Annotated in this window: 22 protein-coding genes and 4 pseudogenes; 18 read left to right on the top strand and 8 right to left on the bottom strand. The window is 68.6% G+C overall.

Annotated features, from left to right (window positions below; translation table 11 throughout):
- Positions 1–108: 108 nt before the first annotated feature.
- Together ACFXC1_RS43880 and ACFXC1_RS43875 are read left to right on the top strand one after the other, a co-directional pair.
- Positions 109–495, top strand: a pseudogene (locus ACFXC1_RS43880) (cupin domain-containing protein); the annotation flags it as partial.
- Between the two features lie 154 nt (positions 496–649).
- Positions 650–1,182, top strand: a pseudogene (locus ACFXC1_RS43875) (VOC family protein).
- 251 nt (positions 1,183–1,433) lie between these two features.
- Here the strand turns inward: ACFXC1_RS43875 and ACFXC1_RS43870 are convergent.
- A complete protein-coding gene (locus ACFXC1_RS43870; RefSeq protein WP_381254062.1) occupies positions 1,434–1,802 on the bottom strand; it encodes a hypothetical protein in 369 nt (122 codons plus the stop codon).
- 197 nt (positions 1,803–1,999) lie between these two features.
- Between ACFXC1_RS43870 and ACFXC1_RS43865 the strand changes: the two genes are divergently transcribed.
- From ACFXC1_RS43865 to ACFXC1_RS43810, 12 genes and pseudogenes are all read left to right on the top strand, one after another.
- The gene (locus tag ACFXC1_RS43865; RefSeq protein WP_381254059.1) at positions 2,000–2,509 is read left to right on the top strand and encodes a SigE family RNA polymerase sigma factor; all 510 of its coding nucleotides are present in this window, start codon (positions 2,000–2,002) and stop codon (positions 2,507–2,509) included.
- Positions 2,510–2,517: 8 nt separating this feature from the next.
- Positions 2,518–2,832, top strand: coding sequence for a hypothetical protein (locus tag ACFXC1_RS43860; protein WP_381254057.1), 315 nt, complete (start codon positions 2,518–2,520; stop codon positions 2,830–2,832).
- Positions 2,833–3,115: 283 nt separating this feature from the next.
- Positions 3,116–3,688 (top strand): annotated as a pseudogene (locus tag ACFXC1_RS43855) (transposase family protein); the annotation flags it as partial.
- Between the two features lie 278 nt (positions 3,689–3,966).
- Positions 3,967–4,203 carry a hypothetical protein gene (locus ACFXC1_RS43850; RefSeq protein ID WP_381254345.1) on the top strand — a complete coding sequence of 79 codons (237 nt, stop codon included), beginning with the start codon at positions 3,967–3,969 and terminating at the stop codon, positions 4,201–4,203.
- A 139-nt stretch (positions 4,204–4,342) separates the two neighbouring features.
- Positions 4,343–4,792, top strand: a pseudogene (locus ACFXC1_RS43845) (TetR/AcrR family transcriptional regulator); the annotation flags it as partial.
- Positions 4,737–5,141, top strand: coding sequence for a TetR/AcrR family transcriptional regulator C-terminal domain-containing protein (locus ACFXC1_RS43840; protein WP_381254332.1), 405 nt, complete (start codon positions 4,737–4,739; stop codon positions 5,139–5,141). The pseudogene ACFXC1_RS43845 and the gene ACFXC1_RS43840, both read left to right, overlap by 56 nt.
- 252 nt (positions 5,142–5,393) lie before the next feature.
- The gene (locus ACFXC1_RS43835; protein WP_381254054.1) at positions 5,394–6,896 is read left to right on the top strand and encodes an FAD-dependent monooxygenase; all 1,503 of its coding nucleotides are present in this window, start codon (positions 5,394–5,396) and stop codon (positions 6,894–6,896) included.
- Positions 6,897–6,969: 73 nt separating this feature from the next.
- Positions 6,970–7,188, top strand: a complete 219-nt coding sequence (locus ACFXC1_RS43830; protein ID WP_381254051.1) for a TMEM175 family protein — start codon at positions 6,970–6,972, stop codon at positions 7,186–7,188.
- Positions 7,189–7,638 carry a TMEM175 family protein gene (locus ACFXC1_RS43825; RefSeq protein WP_381254048.1) on the top strand — a complete coding sequence of 150 codons (450 nt, stop codon included), beginning with the start codon at positions 7,189–7,191 and terminating at the stop codon, positions 7,636–7,638. It begins immediately after the preceding gene.
- 112 nt (positions 7,639–7,750) lie between these two features.
- A complete protein-coding gene (locus ACFXC1_RS43820; protein ID WP_381254045.1) occupies positions 7,751–8,680 on the top strand; it encodes a zinc-binding dehydrogenase in 930 nt (309 codons plus the stop codon).
- Positions 8,681–8,900: 220 nt separating this feature from the next.
- On the top strand, positions 8,901–10,082 hold the full coding sequence (locus tag ACFXC1_RS43815; protein ID WP_381254043.1) for an alpha/beta hydrolase: 1,182 nt from the start codon (positions 8,901–8,903) through the stop codon (positions 10,080–10,082).
- 11 nt (positions 10,083–10,093) lie between these two features.
- Positions 10,094–10,900 carry an amidohydrolase family protein gene (locus ACFXC1_RS43810; protein ID WP_381254040.1) on the top strand — a complete coding sequence of 269 codons (807 nt, stop codon included), beginning with the start codon at positions 10,094–10,096 and terminating at the stop codon, positions 10,898–10,900.
- 626 nt (positions 10,901–11,526) lie between these two features.
- Here ACFXC1_RS43810 and ACFXC1_RS43805 read toward each other — a convergent pair.
- The 5 genes from ACFXC1_RS43805 to ACFXC1_RS43785 all read right to left on the bottom strand — a co-directional run bounded on the left by ACFXC1_RS43805 (position 11,527) and on the right by ACFXC1_RS43785 (position 13,990).
- Positions 11,527–12,192 carry a TetR/AcrR family transcriptional regulator gene (locus tag ACFXC1_RS43805; RefSeq protein ID WP_381254037.1) on the bottom strand — a complete coding sequence of 222 codons (666 nt, stop codon included), beginning with the start codon at positions 12,190–12,192 and terminating at the stop codon, positions 11,527–11,529.
- A 165-nt stretch (positions 12,193–12,357) separates the two neighbouring features.
- Positions 12,358–12,789: a DUF3500 domain-containing protein gene (locus ACFXC1_RS43800; RefSeq protein WP_381254330.1), complete on the bottom strand. Its 432-nt coding sequence runs from the start codon at positions 12,787–12,789 to the stop codon at positions 12,358–12,360.
- 431 nt (positions 12,790–13,220) lie between these two features.
- Complete coding sequence (locus ACFXC1_RS43795) at positions 13,221–13,352, bottom strand: hypothetical protein (protein WP_381254034.1); 132 nt, start codon at positions 13,350–13,352, stop codon at positions 13,221–13,223.
- The gene (locus ACFXC1_RS43790; RefSeq protein WP_381254032.1) at positions 13,353–13,763 is read right to left on the bottom strand and encodes a recombinase family protein; all 411 of its coding nucleotides are present in this window, start codon (positions 13,761–13,763) and stop codon (positions 13,353–13,355) included.
- Positions 13,760–13,990 (bottom strand): hypothetical protein, encoded by a 231-nt coding sequence (locus ACFXC1_RS43785; protein ID WP_381254029.1) that lies wholly within the window; start codon positions 13,988–13,990, stop codon positions 13,760–13,762. Before ACFXC1_RS43785 ends, ACFXC1_RS43790 begins: the two co-directional genes overlap by 4 nt.
- A 286-nt stretch (positions 13,991–14,276) precedes the next feature.
- Between ACFXC1_RS43785 and ACFXC1_RS43780 the strand changes: the two genes are divergently transcribed.
- Positions 14,277–15,065 carry a class I SAM-dependent methyltransferase gene (locus ACFXC1_RS43780; RefSeq protein ID WP_381254026.1) on the top strand — a complete coding sequence of 263 codons (789 nt, stop codon included), beginning with the start codon at positions 14,277–14,279 and terminating at the stop codon, positions 15,063–15,065.
- Between the two features lie 74 nt (positions 15,066–15,139).
- Here the strand turns inward: ACFXC1_RS43780 and ACFXC1_RS43775 are convergent, their stop codons facing one another.
- Entirely contained in the window at positions 15,140–15,445 is a 306-nt protein-coding gene (locus ACFXC1_RS43775; protein WP_381254024.1) for a hypothetical protein, read from the bottom strand.
- A 748-nt stretch (positions 15,446–16,193) separates the two neighbouring features.
- On the opposite strand from ACFXC1_RS43775, the gene ACFXC1_RS43770 reads away from it, so the two are divergent.
- The 3 genes from ACFXC1_RS43770 (at position 16,194) to ACFXC1_RS43760 (ending at position 17,689) form a co-directional block, all read left to right on the top strand.
- A complete protein-coding gene (locus ACFXC1_RS43770; RefSeq protein ID WP_381254022.1) occupies positions 16,194–16,628 on the top strand; it encodes an Hsp20/alpha crystallin family protein in 435 nt (144 codons plus the stop codon).
- Positions 16,629–16,752: 124 nt separating this feature from the next.
- A complete protein-coding gene (locus tag ACFXC1_RS43765; protein WP_381254019.1) occupies positions 16,753–17,142 on the top strand; it encodes a DUF2267 domain-containing protein in 390 nt (129 codons plus the stop codon).
- Between the two features lie 112 nt (positions 17,143–17,254).
- Positions 17,255–17,689 carry a DUF2267 domain-containing protein gene (locus ACFXC1_RS43760; RefSeq protein WP_381254017.1) on the top strand — a complete coding sequence of 145 codons (435 nt, stop codon included), beginning with the start codon at positions 17,255–17,257 and terminating at the stop codon, positions 17,687–17,689.
- Between the two features lie 123 nt (positions 17,690–17,812).
- Here the strand turns inward: ACFXC1_RS43760 and ACFXC1_RS43755 are convergent.
- Positions 17,813–18,115, bottom strand: a 303-nt coding sequence (locus tag ACFXC1_RS43755; RefSeq protein ID WP_381254015.1) for a MerR family transcriptional regulator, incomplete at its 5' end; no start/stop codon positions are given.

The raw sequence follows: 18,115 nt of genomic DNA, 5'->3' as shown, positions 1-18,115 counted from the left end.
GCGCAGTTCCCTCCGTCGTAGTCCCTCAAGGATCACAGACCGCCGCACGGGAAGTTCAAGAAGGCCGACCTCAACAAGGTAGCCGCGGAGAACCACCAGCCCGGAGAGTCCGTCAAGCCTCGCCACCCCACGGTGCACAGGACCGACACTCTCGATGTCTTCCACATCGTTCGGGGTGAGACGTACCTCGTCCTCGACGAGGACGAGATCCTGCTGAAGCCGTCCGACACGGTGGTCATCCAGGGCAGCAATCACGGCTGGAGCAACCGCGGCACCCAGCCGTGCCTGATACTCGGCAGCATGACCGACGCACTGCCGCGGGAATCCTCCGAGCAGGACCCGCGCGCACGAACCCACATCCGGTGGGACGGTGTCCGGGTCGCCGCGACGTTCGGCAACGCGGTGGCTCGGACCGGCGGCCCCGGATTCGGACCGCGGTCCGAGCAGAGAACGCCCTGCCGCTGCCTCGATGAGCCTTTTCCAACCTCAGGCTGACGTGGCCGGGTGGAGGGCGAAGACGTGGCGGGAGTAGCGGGAGTAGAGGTGAGGTAGGACCGGTTGCAACCCGAGTGCGCCGATGTCCAGGACGGAAAGACCCATTTGCTGCCTACCGTTGCCGCTGGCAATCAACGTCAGCGAAAGAACCGCGGTGATCGAGCAGACCAGCGCCGCGCCGGAGGGCTACACCACCGTTGTGCCCTGGGTCGTCACCGATGGCACGGGGGCTTTCCTCGACTTCGTAGCCCAGGCGTTCGGGGGTGAGGAGTTCGGGCGGGTATCGACCGAGGACGGCGTGGTCGGTCACGGTGAGATCCTCGTCGGCGACACCGTGGTGTCGGCCTTCGACCGACGCACGGAATGGCCCACCATGCCGAGCCTGCCGCGTGTGTTCGTCGCCGACGCGGAGGAGGCGTTCTCACAAGCTGTCGCAGATGGCGGCCACGTCGTCACTTCCCTGGCCGACGACGCCTTCGGACAGCGCGGAGGGCGTATCAGGGGCCCTTCGGCAACATCTGGTGGGTGGTCAGCCGCGTTGAGGACGTATCCGAGGACTGCATGTGGGAGAGGCTGCGGGCCCCCGTATACGCCGAGTCCATGCGCGTGGCTCAGGAGACGCTCGACGCCGAGCTCGGCGGTCGGCCCCAGGGACGCAGCAGCGCGCCCGTCAAAACAACCGGCTGACTCATGATGTCGAGGTTCGCATAGGCCAGACCGGGGTCCAGCCAAGGTAAAGCCAAAAGCCGCAAGGGGGATGTCAGAGAGGAATCGTTCCCGGGACACGCCGCAGGGGCGCCCGATCTTCATCCAGGGCACGTTGCTACCCCTCCGAGGGGCAATGAGGTCCACGGCGGGTCGTGCGGAGCAGCACGCCTCCCGCACCGGGCAAAGGCCCGAGGCTCGCGGGGAGGCGTGCGTACTCCTCGGGGTGGGGCTCAGCCCACCGCGTTCGCCCGCTCGGCCGCGCTCAATGACGAGAGGGGTTCGGCGACAGACTTGGCGTGGACCGGGTTTGCGTGGGTGGACGCAACCGGGTTCGCGTGAGTGGACGCAACCGGGTCCGCGTGAGTGGCGGCAACCGGGTCCGCCTGAGTGGCGGCAACCGGGTCCGCCTGAGTGGCGGCAACCGGGTCCGCCTGAGTGGCGGCAACCGGGTCCGCCTGAGTGGCCGGGACCGGGTTCGCGTGAGTGGCCGGGGTCGCGGCGCTGGCGACGCTGACCATCCCCGCGGCGGCCAGAACGGTTCCGGCGGCCACGCTGAACATAGCGCGGCGGTTATGCGAGAACTTGCGGTGCTTCGACAACGGTGTGCCTCTTCCTCGGATCGCCGGACTCCCACCTGTGCGTGGAAGCCCTTTCGGGAGAGAGGTACGGAGTCGGGCGGCGGTCAGGTTGCACGGTGCGGCGGGAAAATTCTCCTGCCCGCACCGTGCAACCCCAGAGGGCCACTCCCCGTATGTATGACCGATGGAGTGGTGTGCAAGGGAGAGGCCGGCAAAGAGTGAGGGACACGGCCCGGGAACGAGAGTTCCGGGAATTTGCCGAGGCGCGGCAGGCGCAGCTCCGACGCAGCGCCTACCTGCTCTGCGGTGACTGGCACCAGGCACAGGACCTGACCCAGACGACTTTGATGAAGTTGTACGCGGCCTGGGGACGGGTCAGCCGGGACGGCAATGCGGATGCCTACGCTCGCACCATCCTCACCCGCACCTTCATCGACCAGTGGCGCAAGAGAGGCTGGCGTGAGGAGACGGTGAGCGAGCCACCCGATCTTCCCTCGGGCGTATCCGGCGCACCGGAGTTGCGATTGATGATGCAAGAGGCACTGATGGAGCTGGCGCCCCGCTACCGGGCCGTATTGGTCCTGCGGTTCTGGGAGGACTGGTCCGTCGAGCAGACCGCGCACGCACTGCGGGTGAGTCCGGGAACGGTAAAGAGCCAGAGCGCCCGTGGGCTCGCCCGGCTGCGCGAGATCGTCGAAGGCTTTGACAGTGAAGGGACCAGGAGGTGAAACCGGCCATGAATGAGCACGAGAACGACGCTCTGCACGCGGCCTTCCAGGCAGTCCTGAGCGCTGAGCCGGAGCCCACGCTACCCAGCGTTGTCGACGCGGCCGTCGTCGGCGGCTTCCGGATCCGCCGCCGACGAGTTGCGCTTGCCACAGCCGGCGCACTGATCGTCGTGGCCTCCATGGTCGCCGTGGCCGTCGACCTGTCCTGGCTGGGCGGCGAACGGGCTCCGGTGCCCCTGGCCCCTGCCAGCACCGCCCACCCGACGCCTCACACATCCGAACCCGCTCGCACGGCAGCAGAGCCCCTTCCCTCCGGAGACTGACAGTCGCCGGGGCCGCCCCGGCATCAGGCTGTGGAGTCCAGGAAGATCCACACTGCCTCCGAGTTCCACTTCCGCACGCGAGTGGGACCTGTACCAGGTGACCGCCACAGCCTCAAGATCATCTCCGTTGCGGCTTCTGGCCTCACCTTGGCTGGACCTCGGACCGGTGGTCAACGAGGGCTTCCAGCCTGCTTCGGCAGTTCGCCAGTCGGCCTGACACAAGGGTGAACCTCCTGGTAAATGGGTTTTCGGCCAAGAATTCAGTCTCTACCAGAGGCTTCATATGCTCGTTTACCCGTCCGGGCTGGACGTGTCCTGTTCTGCCTCCGGTTCCTCTCCGCCCGCCTGCGGGAACACCACCGTGGTCTCGGTACCGATGGCGGCGCCTGAGCGCAGGTCGGCAGGCCCTGCTCGCCCTCGCCCATCTCCGCAATGGTCATCCGTATGTCCAGCTCGCGGCCGGGTTCGGCGTCGGCACCACCACTGCCTACCGCTACGTCACCGAGGCGGTTGAGATCCTGGCCGCCCTCGCCCCGACGCTCGCCGAGGTGGTTCGGGCGGCGTCGATGAAGGCGTCCGTCCTGCTGGACGGGACACTGCCGCCGATCGACTGAGGGCACCTCCCGGCCGAAGGCTGGCGGAGATCGCCGCCGACCGACCCCTCTATTCGGGCAAGCACAAGGAACACGGGATGAACGTGCAGGTGATCGCAGATCCTTCCGGCCGTCTGCTGTGGGCCTCGTCGGCTCTGCCCGGCGCCGTGCACGATATTCGTGCAGCCCGCGAGCACGGCATCGTCGACGCTCTCGCCGAAACCGACGTCAACTGCTGGGCCGACAGTCCGGGAGCCGACGGCCTGAGCATGCGGCGACTCGGCAGCCGTCTCGGCACAACCGGAGCAGCGGTCTATTGGCACGTCGAGGGCAAGGAGGAAATCCTGCTCCTTGCCACCGACGCGGTCTGGAGAGCCATGCCGCTGCCTGACCCCGAAGGCATCGGATGGCGGACGGCAGCCACGACCATGGCGAACGATCTGTACGCGATGATCCTGCGGCACCCTTGGCTCGTACGGACCATGCCCCTCCGCTCCCCGTGGGGCCCGCCAGAACCCACCACGACGACCATCTGCTCTCCGTGTACGAAGCCGCTGGGTTCACCGGAAGCGAAGCGGAGCAAGCCACGAGGACCGTGCTCACCTTCGTGCTCGGCACCGCTCTCGACTCGGCGCCCGACGCCGCGTCGACACGGCGCGCCGTGTGCAAGGACGGCGAGCTCCTCGCACCGACCGGCCAGGACGTGCATCGAGATCTGGCCTTCGCTCTCGGGGCGATCCTCGACGGCCTCCAAAGCCGGCTGTCAACTCGTTCATGAGCATCGCGGAGGCCATCGCGCCTTGGGCCACGGACAGTCAGGTGCGCGCGACGGCCCGATCCTGGCCGCCGGGCGGCCCCGAGGATGAGCCTCCCGAGCGCACGAGTCCAGTGACCCGCCATTCGAGGGGGACGGCTGCATGACTTCGCAGGCTCAGCCCACTGCGGGCAGTCCCGCCTGGTGGGCGGGCCGGGCACCCGCCCTGACAGGTCCGCACGGCCGTCCACAGACTGACGTCGGCCGCATCGTCGACACGGCCCTGCGACTCATCGACGATGCGGGGATCCAGGCACTGACTCTCCGCGCCCTCGCCGAGACCCTCGGATCCGGTACGGCGACGCTCTGCCGTCGTTTCAACAGCAAAGACGAGCTACTCGCTCTGGTAGCAGAGAGAATCCTGGGCGAAGTGCGCGTCGCACCCGAGGAACTGGAAGGCCTGCCCTGGCGGGAAGCTGTGGCTGTCGCCGCAAACGCCTTTCACGACACCCTTCGTCGGCACCCCCACGCGCTCCCTTTGCTCGCCGCCCAGGTCCCTGTCGGCCCCAACGGCCTGCGCGCCAGAGAATGGCTCGGAAGGCTGCTGCTGCGGCACGGATTCTCGGTCCCCCCTGGCCGCCCGCGCGTTCACCGCCATCGGCCGCTTCGTGATCGGCTTCGCCATCCGACAGCACGATCTCGGAACACCAAGCCCCGAGGACCAAGCGCAGCTGCGGGACTTCTACCGCTCACTCGACCCGGCCGTCCATCCGGCGACGACAGCAAGTGCCGACGAGCTGACCTCCGTGCCGCTGCACGAGGAATTCTGGTTCGGCCTGGGCCTACTCCTCGACGGCCTGGAGCCCGTCGCACGTGAAGAACCTCAAGGCTCGACGGGGCCTGGCAGACACCCGCCCTTACGCATCCCGCAAGGCCCGGGGAACGACGCACCGGCCGCGTGACAGGCGAGGTCTCACAGTTTGCCGCCTCCCTCATAAACGGCTACGATGTATCCGAAAGAGATTGGCTACACCGTAGCCATAATGCGGGAGGCGAGAGGGGAAACAGAGCCCCCACGCCATCCGGGAACCACTCCGTCCAGTCGAGTGTCAACCCGGCGCCGAGCGCGGACACATGGTCCGGTTCGAAGGCCCCCACAGCCCAGCGCGGCCGATCGCCTCCCTGTCCGAGACAAGCAATTGAGGTCGATCACCATGACAGAACTCCACGACATCGACGTCCTCGTCGCCGGGGGCGGTCCGACCGGCTCCACCCTCGCGGCCGACCTGGTCCGGCGCGGTCTTCGCGTCCGTGTGGTCAACAAGGCGCCGCACGCTTTCGAGGGCTCCCGCGCCAAGGGGATCCAGCCCCGCACCCAGGAAGTCCTGGAGGATTTCCGCGTGCTTCAGGAGGCGCACGCGGAGGGCGGGCCCTACCCGCTCGCCGGAATCCACCTCGGGCCCGTCACCGCGCCCTGGAAGATGCAGCAGCGGAGCAAGCCGACCCCGGACGTCCCCTACCCGAACATCCTGCTGCTCCCGCAGCACCGCACCGACGCCATCCTGCACCGGCTGCTCGAACGCCTCGGACTGAACATCGAGTACGGGGTCGCCCTGGAAGGCTTCGAACAGGACACCGACGGCGTCACGTCGACCCTCTCCACCGGCGAGCGGGTGCGCAGCAAGTACCTCGTCGGCGCCGACGGCGGCGCGAGCGCCGTCCGCGTGGCCACCGGTCTCGGCTTCGTCGGGGAGACCGACGACTCCGACAAGACCCTCATCATCGACTGCACGATCGACGGACTGTCCCGCGACCGGTGGCACATGTGGCCCAAGGCATCCGCAGGGGCATGCCCGCTGCCGCACTCCGACCAGTTCCAGGTGATGATCCGGCTGAAGCCGGGCGACACACCGAACCTCGACCACGCCGTCCTGGCCGACCAGTTCCACGCGCTCACCGGCCTCAAGCTCCGCGACATCACCTGGGTCTCTGCGTTCCGGCCCAACGTCCGGCTCGTCGAGCACTACCGCCAAGGCCGGGTCTTCCTGGCGGGCGACGCCGCCCACGTGCACACCCCAGCCGGCGCGCAGGGCCTCAACACCGGTGTGCAGGACGCCTACAACCTGGGCTGGAAGCTCGGCCAGGCGATCGCCGGCGCGCCGGACAGCCTGCTCGACAGCTACGAGGCCGAACGGCTCCCGATCGCCGCAGGCGTCCTCGGCAAGTCCAGCGAGCTCTACCAGAGCCTCAGCAAGCATCGCGTCTCCGGCCTGAAGCGCGGCGACGAAGAGCGTCAGCTCTCCCTCTCCTACCGCGGCGGCCCGCTTGCCCCCGCCGACGCTCCCGCCACCAAGACCCTGCATGTGGGCGACCGGGCGCCGGACGCGCCGTGCACCGCGCCCGGCACCAGCCGCCTGTTCGAGGTCTTCCAAGGACCGCATTTCACCGTCCTGGCATTCGGCCCCAACGCCACCGAGGCCCTGCCCCGACTGACATGGCCGGCCGAGGGTGCCGAACTGCGCCGCTACGCCGTCCGCGGCGGGCGCGGAATCGACAGCGGCCACATCACCGACGCCACCGGCCAACTGGCCAGTGTCTACGGCGTCGACGGCGACGCGTTGATTCTGATCCGGCCCGACGGATACATCGGCGGCATCATCACGAGCGACTGGGCGGCCTCCTTCGCCGCCGCGGCCGAGGCGTTCACTCCGAGGTGACAGCCGTCCCGGCGCCGCGAGCGTTGCTCGACGCGCGGTTCACCCAAACCCACTCGACGACACCAGGTCGGACATGACCCAGGCAAGCGAGACCACCGACGGCCCTGGCGAAGTCGACAACGAGCGGCTGGTCTTCTTCAGTGACGCGGTCGTCGCTATCGCCCTGACCCTTCTGGCGCTGGAGCTGCCGGTGCCTCATGGGTCAAGCGATAACGAGGTGTGGCGGGCGTTCCGGGAGCACCTCCCGGACTACGCGATGTTCCTGCTGAGCTTCGCGGTCATCGCCGCGTAATTGGTGGCGCACAAGTGGCTCTTCGGCCGCGTCGGCGGGTTCAGCCCTCGGCTGTTGTGGCTGAACTTCGTCTGGCTGCTGGGGATCATCCTTGTTCCCTTCGCGACGAAGGTCCTCATCGAGGACAGCCCCTACCAGCTCAGCGCCGTCCTGTACGCCGCCGTCGTCGGAGGGACCGTACTGGCCCTGATCAACTCGCTCCGCCACTGTCGGGCCCGCGGCCTGTTGCGGCCGCACGCCGTGCCCGAGATGATGCGGCGCTTCCAGCTGTTCCTCACGTTCCCGACGGTCGCCTTTCTGCTGTCGATCCCGTTCGCCTTCGTCAGCCTGAGCGGCGCCAAGTACAGCTGGGCAGTGGACTTCGCGCTCTCCGCGTCGGCCGCCCGGTTGGCCACCCACCCCGGAGCACTTCCGGACCGCGAGCAGTCATCGAGCAGTGCGCGTCGCTGAAATCAGCGAGGGCGGGTCCGGGCCGCACGCCCGTTCGGAGAACGGAACCGGACGCAGGGGCCGCGGCTCCTTCCTCGGCGAGCCGAGGCTCTGACTACTGGAGGTTGTTGTCGTGCACGCAGCGGTCGTCACAGCGTTCGATACTCCCCCGCAGTACCGTGATCATCCCGATCCCGTCGCCCGTGATGCCGACGAGGTCGTCGTCGAGGTCCTCGCGGCCGGCCTCCACCCGCGTGTTCGCTCCCAGGCATCCGGCTCGCACTACACCAGCACCGACGAGCTCCCGCTCGTCCCCGGCATCGACGGCGTCGTACGCGACCCGAAGGGCCGTATCCGGTACACCGTCCTGGACGACACCGTCCTCGGCACCATGGCCGAGCGCACCGTGATCGACAACGGGCGCAGCGTCGTCCTCCCGGAAGGCATCGGTCCGGTCCAAATCGCGGCGGCGATGAACCCCGTGATGTCCTCGTGGGTTGCGCTGCGCCGACGCATCGACTTCGGGCGTCGGCAACGCGTCCTCGTTCTGGGCGCGACCGGAAACGCCGGCCGGATGGCGATCCAGGTCGCGAAACGGTTCGGGGCCGCGCAGGTGATCGCAGCCGGACGCGACACGGCTCGCCTGGCCGAACTGCGGACTCTCGGCGCCGACGAAACCTGCACCTTCGACGAACTCGTCCTGGCGGCAGACGTCGACGTCGTCATCGACTACGTGTGGGGAGAGCCCACGGCCCGAGCCATGGTCGACATGCTCACCGCTCGCGCCGACCGCAGCGCACCGCTGACCTGGATCGAGATCGGCTCGGTCGCCGGCCCGACGGCACCGATCCCCTCGCGGCGCTGCGCTCGACGCGACTGCAGATCGTCGGTTCCGGCATCGGCTCAGTCCCCGGTCGCGACTTCGTCAAGGAACTCCCCAAGCTGGTATCCGCCGTCACCCAGGGCGATTTTGACGTCAAGGCCCGCTGTACCCCTTGCGGAGGTCGAGCACGTCTGGACCGCGACCGTCGGCATGTCCGACAGGATCGTCTTGGTGCCCTGAACCGCACCGGACTTCGCACCACGTGTCCGTTGCGTCGGCGTTTCATTACGGCTACGTTGTAATCGAAATTGCGGCTGTCGGTCATCCCGGACAGGCCGCTTTCCAGCGCTGCACCTTCCCCTGCGACGGCTGCCACAAGCGCATCTCACGCTGCCGCAGCTCGCCGGACAGCCGCTGGGCGTACCGCCATACGTCAGACCGAACAGGAGGAGCTTCAGGAATGTCAGCAGCACAGCAGGAGGTCGCCGAGGACCGCCCGGCACCGGTCGTGACCCTCGACTTCGTCGGCAGCCGCACGGAGACGGAGGAAGCCACGTCGAAGCTCTCGGTCGAATCGCAGGCAGCGCTGCGCCAGTTCTCGCTGGAGCGCATGACCGGCTACGGCGTCGACTACGCGGACGCCGTCGAGGTGCGTGCCCGCGTGGTCGAGGGGCAGGACTGGCGCTCGGCCGCCACGGAGCTCGCGGAGGTGTGCCTGCGTCGCGTCGACGGCGCCAGGGAGGCCGCCGGGAGGCCCACCCGGATCGGGTACCTGCGGCGTGCGTCCGCCCTGCTCCGCATGAGCCAGATGATGATGCTGTCCGACACCGCAGAACGCCGGCAGATCTTCGCGCGGGCCGCGGAGCTCTACGCACAGGCCGCCGTACTGAGCGCCGACCGCGAGCGCGTCACGATCAAAACCGACCGCGGTCCCTTGACGGGGTGGCTGATCCACGCGTACGACACCCCGGTCGCCTCGGCCATCGTCATCGGGGGCGTCGAAGGCTGGGCCATGGATTTCGAGAGCATCGGCGAGGCACTCGCGGCGCGAGACGTCGACACACTGATGCTCGACGGGCCGGGGCAGGGCGAAACGCGTCTTACGCACGAGCACTACCTCACGGCTCACTGGCGCGACGCCTACCGGCGAGCCGTCGACTTCCTCGCAGAGCACTCGCCGATCCGCCCGATCGGCTTCATCGGCAACAGCATGGGCGGCAGCGTCGCCATGGCCGTCGCGTCGCAGGACACCCGGATCCGGGCATGTGTCGACAACGGCGGCATCCATGCCCCGTGGCTCGTGCCGCCCACCATGGGGACCTTCTTCTCGAAGATGGTGGCCGCCTGCGGAACAGAGGACCCGGACCGGGCGATGGACGTGTGGAAGACCATCACCCCGCTCTCCGACGGACCCAACGCCGGCTATCCGCTGCTGGTCGTGCAGGGCGGCAAGGACCCCATGGTCTCGAACGACCTCGCGGAGATCCTCCTGAAAGGCGCCCCCACGGACGACACGCAGATGGTGGTCTTCTCCGACGGCAACCACTGCGTCTACAACCACAAGCACGACCGCGACGCGTTCGTCGCCGACTGGATGAGGGCGCGTCTGGGCGGCCGGCCGAGCCCCGCGATCGCGAACTGAGAGGAAAACCCGTGCAGATCATCGACGCACAGATCCATCTCTGGGCCGGCGAGAGTGCGCCGCCCCACCACTGGCGTGCGCCGTACACCGTCGACACCGCCCTGCGTGACATGGACGAGGCCGGCGTGGACCGGGCCGTCAACTGCCCGGCGATCTGGGATGCCGACGCGAACGACTACGCGGTCGAGGCGGCGAAACAACATCCTGAGCGGTTCGCGACCCTCGGCTGGTTCCCCCTCGACGAGGCCGCGGACGAGTCCCTCGTCGACGCATGGCTGGACAAACCCGGCATGTTGGGCCTGCGATTCATGCTGGCAGCGCCGGAGATGGCTGAAAGCCTTGCGTCGGGCGGCCTCGACTGGCTGTGGGCAGCCGCTGACCGGCGCAGTATCCCCATGGGGCTCATGGTGATGCCCCCGTACCTGCCCGCCGTCGGGGACCTCGCCGCGCGGTATCCGCAGATGCGCCTGATGATCGACCACCTCGCGTGCAACCCGTTCGAGAAGCTGCCCGATGCGGCCGCACACCTCGACGCCCTGCTCTCCCTCGCGCGCCACCCCAATATCGCGGTCAAGGCCACGGGCGTACCGAGCATGGCGACGGACCCGTACCCGTTCGCCGGCACCCATGGCGTACTGCGGCAGGTCTTCGACGCGTACGGCGCCGAGCGGATGTTCTGGGGCACGGACATCACTCGCCTCCACTGCTCATGGCGTGAGGCGGTGACGATGTTCACCGAGGAGCTGCCCTGGCTGAAGGGGCGCGACCTGGAGCTGGTCATGGGCAGCGCCGTGGCCGACTGGATCGGCTGGCGCTGAGGAGCGGGGTGCCACGGCGGGGCTCGCCGACGCGAATCTGAGCTCTGCCCGAGCCGAAGCCGCTCAGGACCGTCGAAGGGGACCGGCTTCCTGCACCCCGGCCTCGTGGCGCGACTTCGCGGTCGAGTCATGGGGGCTGCGGCTTCCACGGCACGACAGCCTGATCGCCGGCGCGAAGGGTTCGGAACCTCTGCCCTGCGGCTCCCGATGACTGCTAGCGCGCGCTGTGCGGGTGAACGACAACGCCACCAGCCTCGGAATTGTCCCACCCATGCCGCCGGCGGGGCGCCAGTCACCACGGTGGTCCAACGCGCGTACGCCACCGCTGTCCCGGTCCGCTTGCGACTGCTGCTCCGTCCGATGCTCGACGACCGCACCGTGCTGCGCGCCGAGGCGCGCGACCGAAGGGGCTGTACCGGGGCTTCGCCTGCCTGGACCGGTGCGGGCGACATCGACCTCTTCCATGCCCAAGCCGTCGCATACGCCCGCCGCCTGCCTGTGTGGGCGACGCGTGCGAGCTACACGTCGAACCGGGCATGCGCCACGCCGCCGACAAGCCGTTCGACCGCAATGCCCCGTCAATGACCGGCCGTTTCCGCAACACCATGTTCGGCGCCCGGGAGCGGCTATCCGGCTGCTCCAGGGGCTTCTTCAGGATCCTGCGACGAGTTGGGACTGGCCTTTTCCAGCCCGTCGAGGAGCAGGTCCAGGCCGAACCGGAACTCCTCGTGCAGCGGTACGGAGGTCAACTCCTCGGCCGCCGCCATTGTGGCCGGATAAGCCTTCGGATCAAGCGAGTTGTAATAGTCCCGCAGCTGCAGCTGATCCTCGGGGCGTGGTGTCCCGGGGCCGTACTGCTGGATGGCGAAGCCGATCACGTAGTGGCCGATGGCCGTGAAGGCCCGCGCGGCCAGGCCGACCGGGAACCCATGGCTCAGGAACAGTCTGATGAGCCGTTCCCGGCCTCGGAGACCGTTGGGACCGACAGGAACCTGGGCCGCCAGCAAAGACAGCGCGTGGGGATGCCGACGCAGGGTGCCGTAGAAAGCCTTCGCCACGACGGTCACGGCTTCCCGCCAGGACAGGCCGTCCAACTCCTCGGACGAGACGTGGACTTCCCCCAGAATTCTGTCCGCGACAAGAGCGAGGAGTTCGTCCTTGCCGTTGAAATGCCGGTAGAGCGTCGCCGTACCCGAGTCCAGGGCATCGGCGAGCATCCGCAGGGTCAGCGCCTGGATCCCGACCTCATCGATGAGCTTCAGGGCCGTGTCGACGATCCGGCCGACGTCCATCGGGGGGCGCCCACGCCGGTACGCAGGGGCGGGTGTCCGGCTCGCCCACCAAGCAGGACTTCCCGGAACCGGCTGGGTCTCCGAAGCCATGACGCGGTCGCCCTCTCGGCCAGATCTACTGTCGGCACGTATCCCGAACAGGATTTTCGGCCTTATCGTATCCGTTTACGACAGCAGCAGCGCCTGCCGGAGTTGTGGTGCGCTCAGCGTTCGCGCCAGTTGCCGTGCCTGGTCCTCGATCCCACCCAGTGGGTCCAGGGATCCGCCCAACAGCGCGCTCTTCGCGGGGTCGGCGCCGATGAAGCACGGTGTCGTCGAGACCAGTTGGTCCGCCACGATCAGGTTGTTCAGTGAGATGTGGTGGCCCCCGAACCTCCAGGCCCAGACCGGGGCACCGGGTCGGCCGAAAATCCTCAGCCAGTACAGACGGGGATCGCGCCCGCGCTCCCGGCCCCAGTCGATCCGCCACCCTTCCACCTGGTCCAGGACGTTTTCCAGACCCATCACCGTGGCGACCGTGGCGTATCCGGCCTGGGACAACCCGCTCGCCACCAACTGCATGACCAGGCTCTGCTGGTAGGCGCTCTGCTCCCGGATGGCAAGTCCGCCGTGATTGGTCGGCGTGTAGTACCACCGCAGCCTCTCCGCCTCGGCTTCGGCGACGAGCGGCGGAGTCGTACTGGGCGAGGAGCAGCTGTTCCTGGCTCAACGTGCCCAGCCAGGTGGCGGCGGCTGTCGCCATGGCCGCTGCCACCTGTTCGCGTCCAGGCCGCGGTCGAGCTCGTCGGCCTTGCGCCGGCAGGTGCATTGCAAAGTCGCAGTGAACGCGTGAGTCCGCAGGTCGCAGCGGTGCGAGGAGTACGGGCCGGGCCGTCACGAACGCATCGAAGCTCCGGTTGAACGGGGTGACCTTCCCAAGCCGCCTCGTACCACCGGAGCTTCGATGTGTCGCCGGCTTGCCACCATCCGACTGATCAAGTCGGCCCCGGTCTCCTATCTCTGACCCACGGTGCAAAGTAGTGGAGTGATCACGTACTCACTGCCGTGGCTTGCTCGTCGTGCTCATGCAGCATCCGCATGACGGTGGCGGGTGAGGGGTGCTGGCCCTTCTTCGTGCCGGTGGTGATGACGAGCCGCTTGGCGATGTCGCGCAGGCTCATCTACTGGTCGCGCAGGTGGAGGGCCATGGACAGCATGTCGTCGTCGGTGACGCCCGCTCCGCCAATGGTCTTGCCGGGCCTGCGGGCGGACTCGTGGCCTTCGAGGGTGCGGTCGCGGATGTACTCGCGTTCCATGCCGGACATGGCCGCGAGCACGGTGAACACGACGCCGGACGGGTCGTGCGAGCCCTTCAGCTCGGCGGTGAGGAACTCCAGGCCGACATCGCTTGCTTTCAGCTCCTCGGCGAGCATGGCGAGTTCGATTCCGCGGCCGAGCCGCTTGTGCTCATGGACGACGAGGGTCACAGCGACGCCGGAGGAGCGGATCTCCCCGGCGAGCTTCACTGTGGCCTCCAGCTCGGGGCGCTTCATGGCGCGGGTGAAGATCTTCTCCGAGAAGACGCGCGTCACCCCCGCCTCGGCGAGGGAACGAGCTGAGCGTCGAGGGACTGCCGACCGGTCGAGGCACGGGCATAGCCGAGGCGGACGTGCCCGACCGGTCCGACGCCAGCGCTCACCGGCCCGGGCAGCTCGGCCCACAACGACCCCGGCTTGCGCACGGCTGGGCTCGGCGCGCTGAGCGCCTTGGCGAGTTGGGGCACAAGGCGGAAGCGGGCGTTGTGGTACTGGATAGCCACCTTGCCTTTGCCGGTCCGGCACGGGGAGCCCGCAGCGCCACGCGGGTGGGTGTTTCATGAGGGGTCGCCTATGAAACAAACCCGGCCCGGGGAGCCTTGCGCTCGCCCTTCGGCTCTCCGGCTCCAGCGCCGGGGGCGCTTGCCGAATTCCGGGAGGGCCCGCCGCACCGGCGTGGCCCGACAGGGAGAGGACTCCGGGGTAGACCAGATCGACCCGTGCGACGACGCAGCGCAGCAGTTGCCCGCAGCCAGGAACCGACCTGCTGCAGCCCACGTCTCCCGCACCATGATCTCAAGCGAGCGCCAAGAGCATGCGATTTCCACCAAGCTGGTCTCGCCGTCCGCAGTGAGTGTGGATCCGTCGAAGACCAACGACTACAACAGGTTCGCCGAGGCGTACACGGCCGCAAACGAAACCAACCTGGTCAATGCCTACTACGAGCGGCCCGCGATGCTGGCCCTCGCTGGAGACGTGGCCGGGCGGCGGATCCTCGACGCGGGCTGCGGCTCGGGGGCCCTGTTTGCCGCGCTGCGCGACCGTGGTGCCATGGTGAGTGGCTTCGACACGAGTGCCGGGATGCTGGAGCTGGCTCGGCAGCGGCTCGGCGACGGTGCGGACCTGCAGGTGGCGGACCTGGATGGCCCGCTTCCTTACCCTGATGAGACGTTCGACGATGTAGCGGCGTCCCTGGTGCTGCACTACCTGGAGGACTGGGGGCCGGCGCTGGCCGAGCTGCGACGCATACTCAAGCCGGGCGGTCGGCTGATCGCGTCTGTCGACCATCCCTTTGCCGTCAACCTCATCCACCGCGAGGCCGGTCGTGAGGCGGCGTGCAACTACTTCGACACCACCAAGTGGACCGTCGAGTGGACCGTGGGCGGCCAGACCGCCCTGGTGAGCAGATGGCACAGGCCGCTGCACGCGATGATCGAGGCTTTCATCGGGGCCGGTTTCCGGATAACGGTCATCAGCGAGCCGGATCCTGATCCCGCCGCCCGCGAGATGTTCCCCGAGGCCATCGCGGCCATGCCGCGCTTCCTGTGCTTCCTGTTCTTCGTCCTGCAGGCCGAGTAGCAACCAGAACCACCTGACCGCTGGGAAGCGGTCAGCTGTTCTCGCCGTCGGCCGCTTTCTCGTGGGTGCTCGGGTCACGCAGCGGGCGCAGCCCGGCCGTCGGCGCGGGTGAAGGCGTAGCGGCCGAGGAAGTCCAACGCGCCTTCCAACGAGAGCCGGCCTACGACGGGCTCCGGGCCGCCGAAGCCAAGGACAAGAAGGGCGGGCACCGCCCAGCCGTCCCAGCCGACGACACCGACACCGTCCGCACCGCCTGACGGACCCGCTACGACATCCACGGCGGGACCCGCCCGGGTCGCCGCCGCCTCCGGTACCAGTACCGCCGCCTTCGTCCACGGTCGACGGCGCAGGCGATCGCCCTCGTCGACGACGCGATGCACCTGCCCCAGCCCGGGCGCGCAGGTCGAAACCGTGTCAGCGTCGCCGCTCGACTGCAGATGGGTGCGGCAGGGCACGGAAGGACGGGCTGCAAGAGCGTCCGCCGAGAGGTCTGGCCGGCGAATGCGGCTGGCCTCGCGGGTGGCTTCCGGGACGTCAGGTGGTGGTTCAGCGGTGGTCGTCGCCGGTGTGGCGGGGTCGGTCGGCGTGGTGGGCGATGGTGGCGGTGCGGGCTGCGAGGTCGGGGTGGTTGGCCTTGAGGCGGGTGCGGGTCGCCAGGACCCGCTGTTCGCCGGTGGTGCCGGGTGTTCCGGGGTGTACGCGCAGATGGCGACGCCCTGCTGCCCGACGGCTGGCAACGCCCAGCCGGTGGGCGAGACCCGCCCAACCGGAGGCGGCCGACCCGGGCTGCCTGGATCAGTCCGGATTCCTCCCTGCGAGTTGGTCGCGCACTTCAGCAGCAACCGCAGCGCCGCCAAAACCTGGTCCGCACGGACTTTTCCGTCCTGCACGTGCGCTGTGGTCTGCGGGGTCTGGGCGGTACGGACGGCTTCGTCGATGCTCTTCAGCGCTGCCGCGGCGGCGAAGAACGAGGTGGGGTCACGAGGCTCGGGGAGGCAATCATGAAGATCCCCTCCCTCGTCATCGTTTGGATGACACTCTGCTTGTCATCGTTCGGATGACGTGTTACAACGGTGTCAGACGAAGCGCATTGGCAGTTCCTGCCAGACCTGTGGAGGTGTTTTCGCGATGTTGATGCGCACGGACCCGTTCCGCGAACTCGACCGGATCGCCCAGCAGCTGACGGGTGTGACCGGCACCTGGTCCAGGCCCTCGGCGATGCCGATGGACGCCTACCGCGAGGGCGAGGAGTACGTGATCGCCCTCGACCTGCCCGGTGTGGCGAAGGACGCGATCGACATCGACGTCGAGCGGAACATGCTCACCGTCAAGGCCGAGCGCCGCCCGGTCACGAAGGCCGACGACGTGCAGATGGAGCTCTCCGAGCGGCCCCTGGGCGTCTTCTCCCGTCAGCTGGTGCTGGCCGACACCCTCGACACCGAGCGCATCACGGCCGACTACGAAGCAGGGGTGCTGACCCTGCGGATCCCGATCGCCGAGCGCGCCAAGCCCCGCAGGATCACCATCGGCGGCCAGGGCGCGCCCCGGCAGATCAGCGGCTGAGGAGCCGGTCTCCTCGACCGCACCGACGGCGGAGGACGGGCATCGATCTCCCCCCAACTCCCGTCCTCCGCACCACCTCCCTCGCACAACGACGAAGAAGCGGGCAGAAGAGGCAGGGGCGGCCATGCGCTGGGAAGCATTCCTCGACCACGTGCGGGAACGCGGCGAGTACACCACACCCCAGGAAGCCGAGCGGGCCGCGCGCACCGTTCTGGCACTGCTCGGCGCGCATCTGGTGGGCGACGTCCGGGCCGAGCTGGCCGCCCGGCTCCCGGAGACCTTCGCACTGATCCTTCTCAACCCGCTGCGGGCCACCGAGCCCCTCCCCCCGGAGCGGTTCCTGCGGGCGACCGCGGCATGGATCGAGGGAGCCACCGAACAGACCGCGGCCTGGGACGTCGGCGCCGTACTGAGCGTGACCGCCGACGCGGCGGGCGAGGAACTCACCCGCCGCATCCTGCTCCAGCTTCCCCCGGGCTACGACCTCCTCTTCGGCCGACCCGAGCACACCTGAACCCTGAAGCGCGCCCCGCCCACAGAGTCAGCGAGGCGGCCGGCCCCGGTCCGGTCGGTCTTTCCCGCCGACCGGCGACAACCCCTTCACACGAGAAAGGCACCACTTCCCGATGCTTCCGCTGCGTGAACCGGCCTCTGCCCGGCCCGGCATGACGTTTCACCAGATGCTGGAAAGAATCCGCTACGAGGGCGCGTACCCCACCCGCGAGCGGGCCGAGGACGTCACGCGTGCCGTGCTGGGGGCCCTGGGCCGTCAGCTCACCGGCGACGAACGCGTCGACCTCGCGGCCTGCCTGCCCGTAGAGGCCGCACTCGACTTCACCGCCCAGATCCCCAGCCCCCGACCGCTCACCGGCTGGGGCTTCGTCAAGGACCTGGCCGCCCGCACCGGTGCCACTCCCGCGACCGCCCGCTGGGACACCGGAGCCGTCCTCGCCGTCGTCGCCCAGCTGGCCGGCCCCGGCCTCCTGGACCGCATCCTGACCCAGCTCCCGACCGGATACGCGCTGCTGTTCGGCCGCGCCGAACTCACCCAGACCGCCTGACCGTTCCAGGCCGCCACAGGCGCCGACCGCCACCGCGGCCAAGGAACAGCGGGAACGCGGAAGGGCTCCGACGACGTCATCGTCGGAGCCCGGCGCTTCGGGTTTTCGGGCTGGGAAGGCAAGTCAGGCGTCCGTCCCACGATCACGATGGGGGCCGGCGGCGTTGGCGTGTTCTTCGTTGATGCGCCGGGCTTCTTCGAGTTGGTCTTCGAGGATGATGATGCGGCAGGCGGCTTCGACCGGCATGCCCTGGTCGACGAGTTCGCGGGCACGAGCTGCGATCTTCAGCTGGTAGCGGGAGTAGCGGCGGTGGCCGCCCTCCGAGCGCAGGGGCGTGATCAGGCGGGCTTCACCGATCGCCCGCAGAAAGGCAGGCGTGGCGCCGAGCAGTTCGGCCGCCCGCCCCATGGTGTAGGCGGGGTAGTC

Source organism: Streptomyces hokutonensis, from assembly GCF_042751305.1.
GTDB classification, from domain to species: Bacteria; Actinomycetota; Actinomycetes; order Streptomycetales; family Streptomycetaceae; genus Streptomyces; species Streptomyces hokutonensis_A.
The sequence above is the reverse complement of the archived record's forward strand: the minus strand, read 5'-3'. Positions and strand labels throughout refer to the sequence as shown.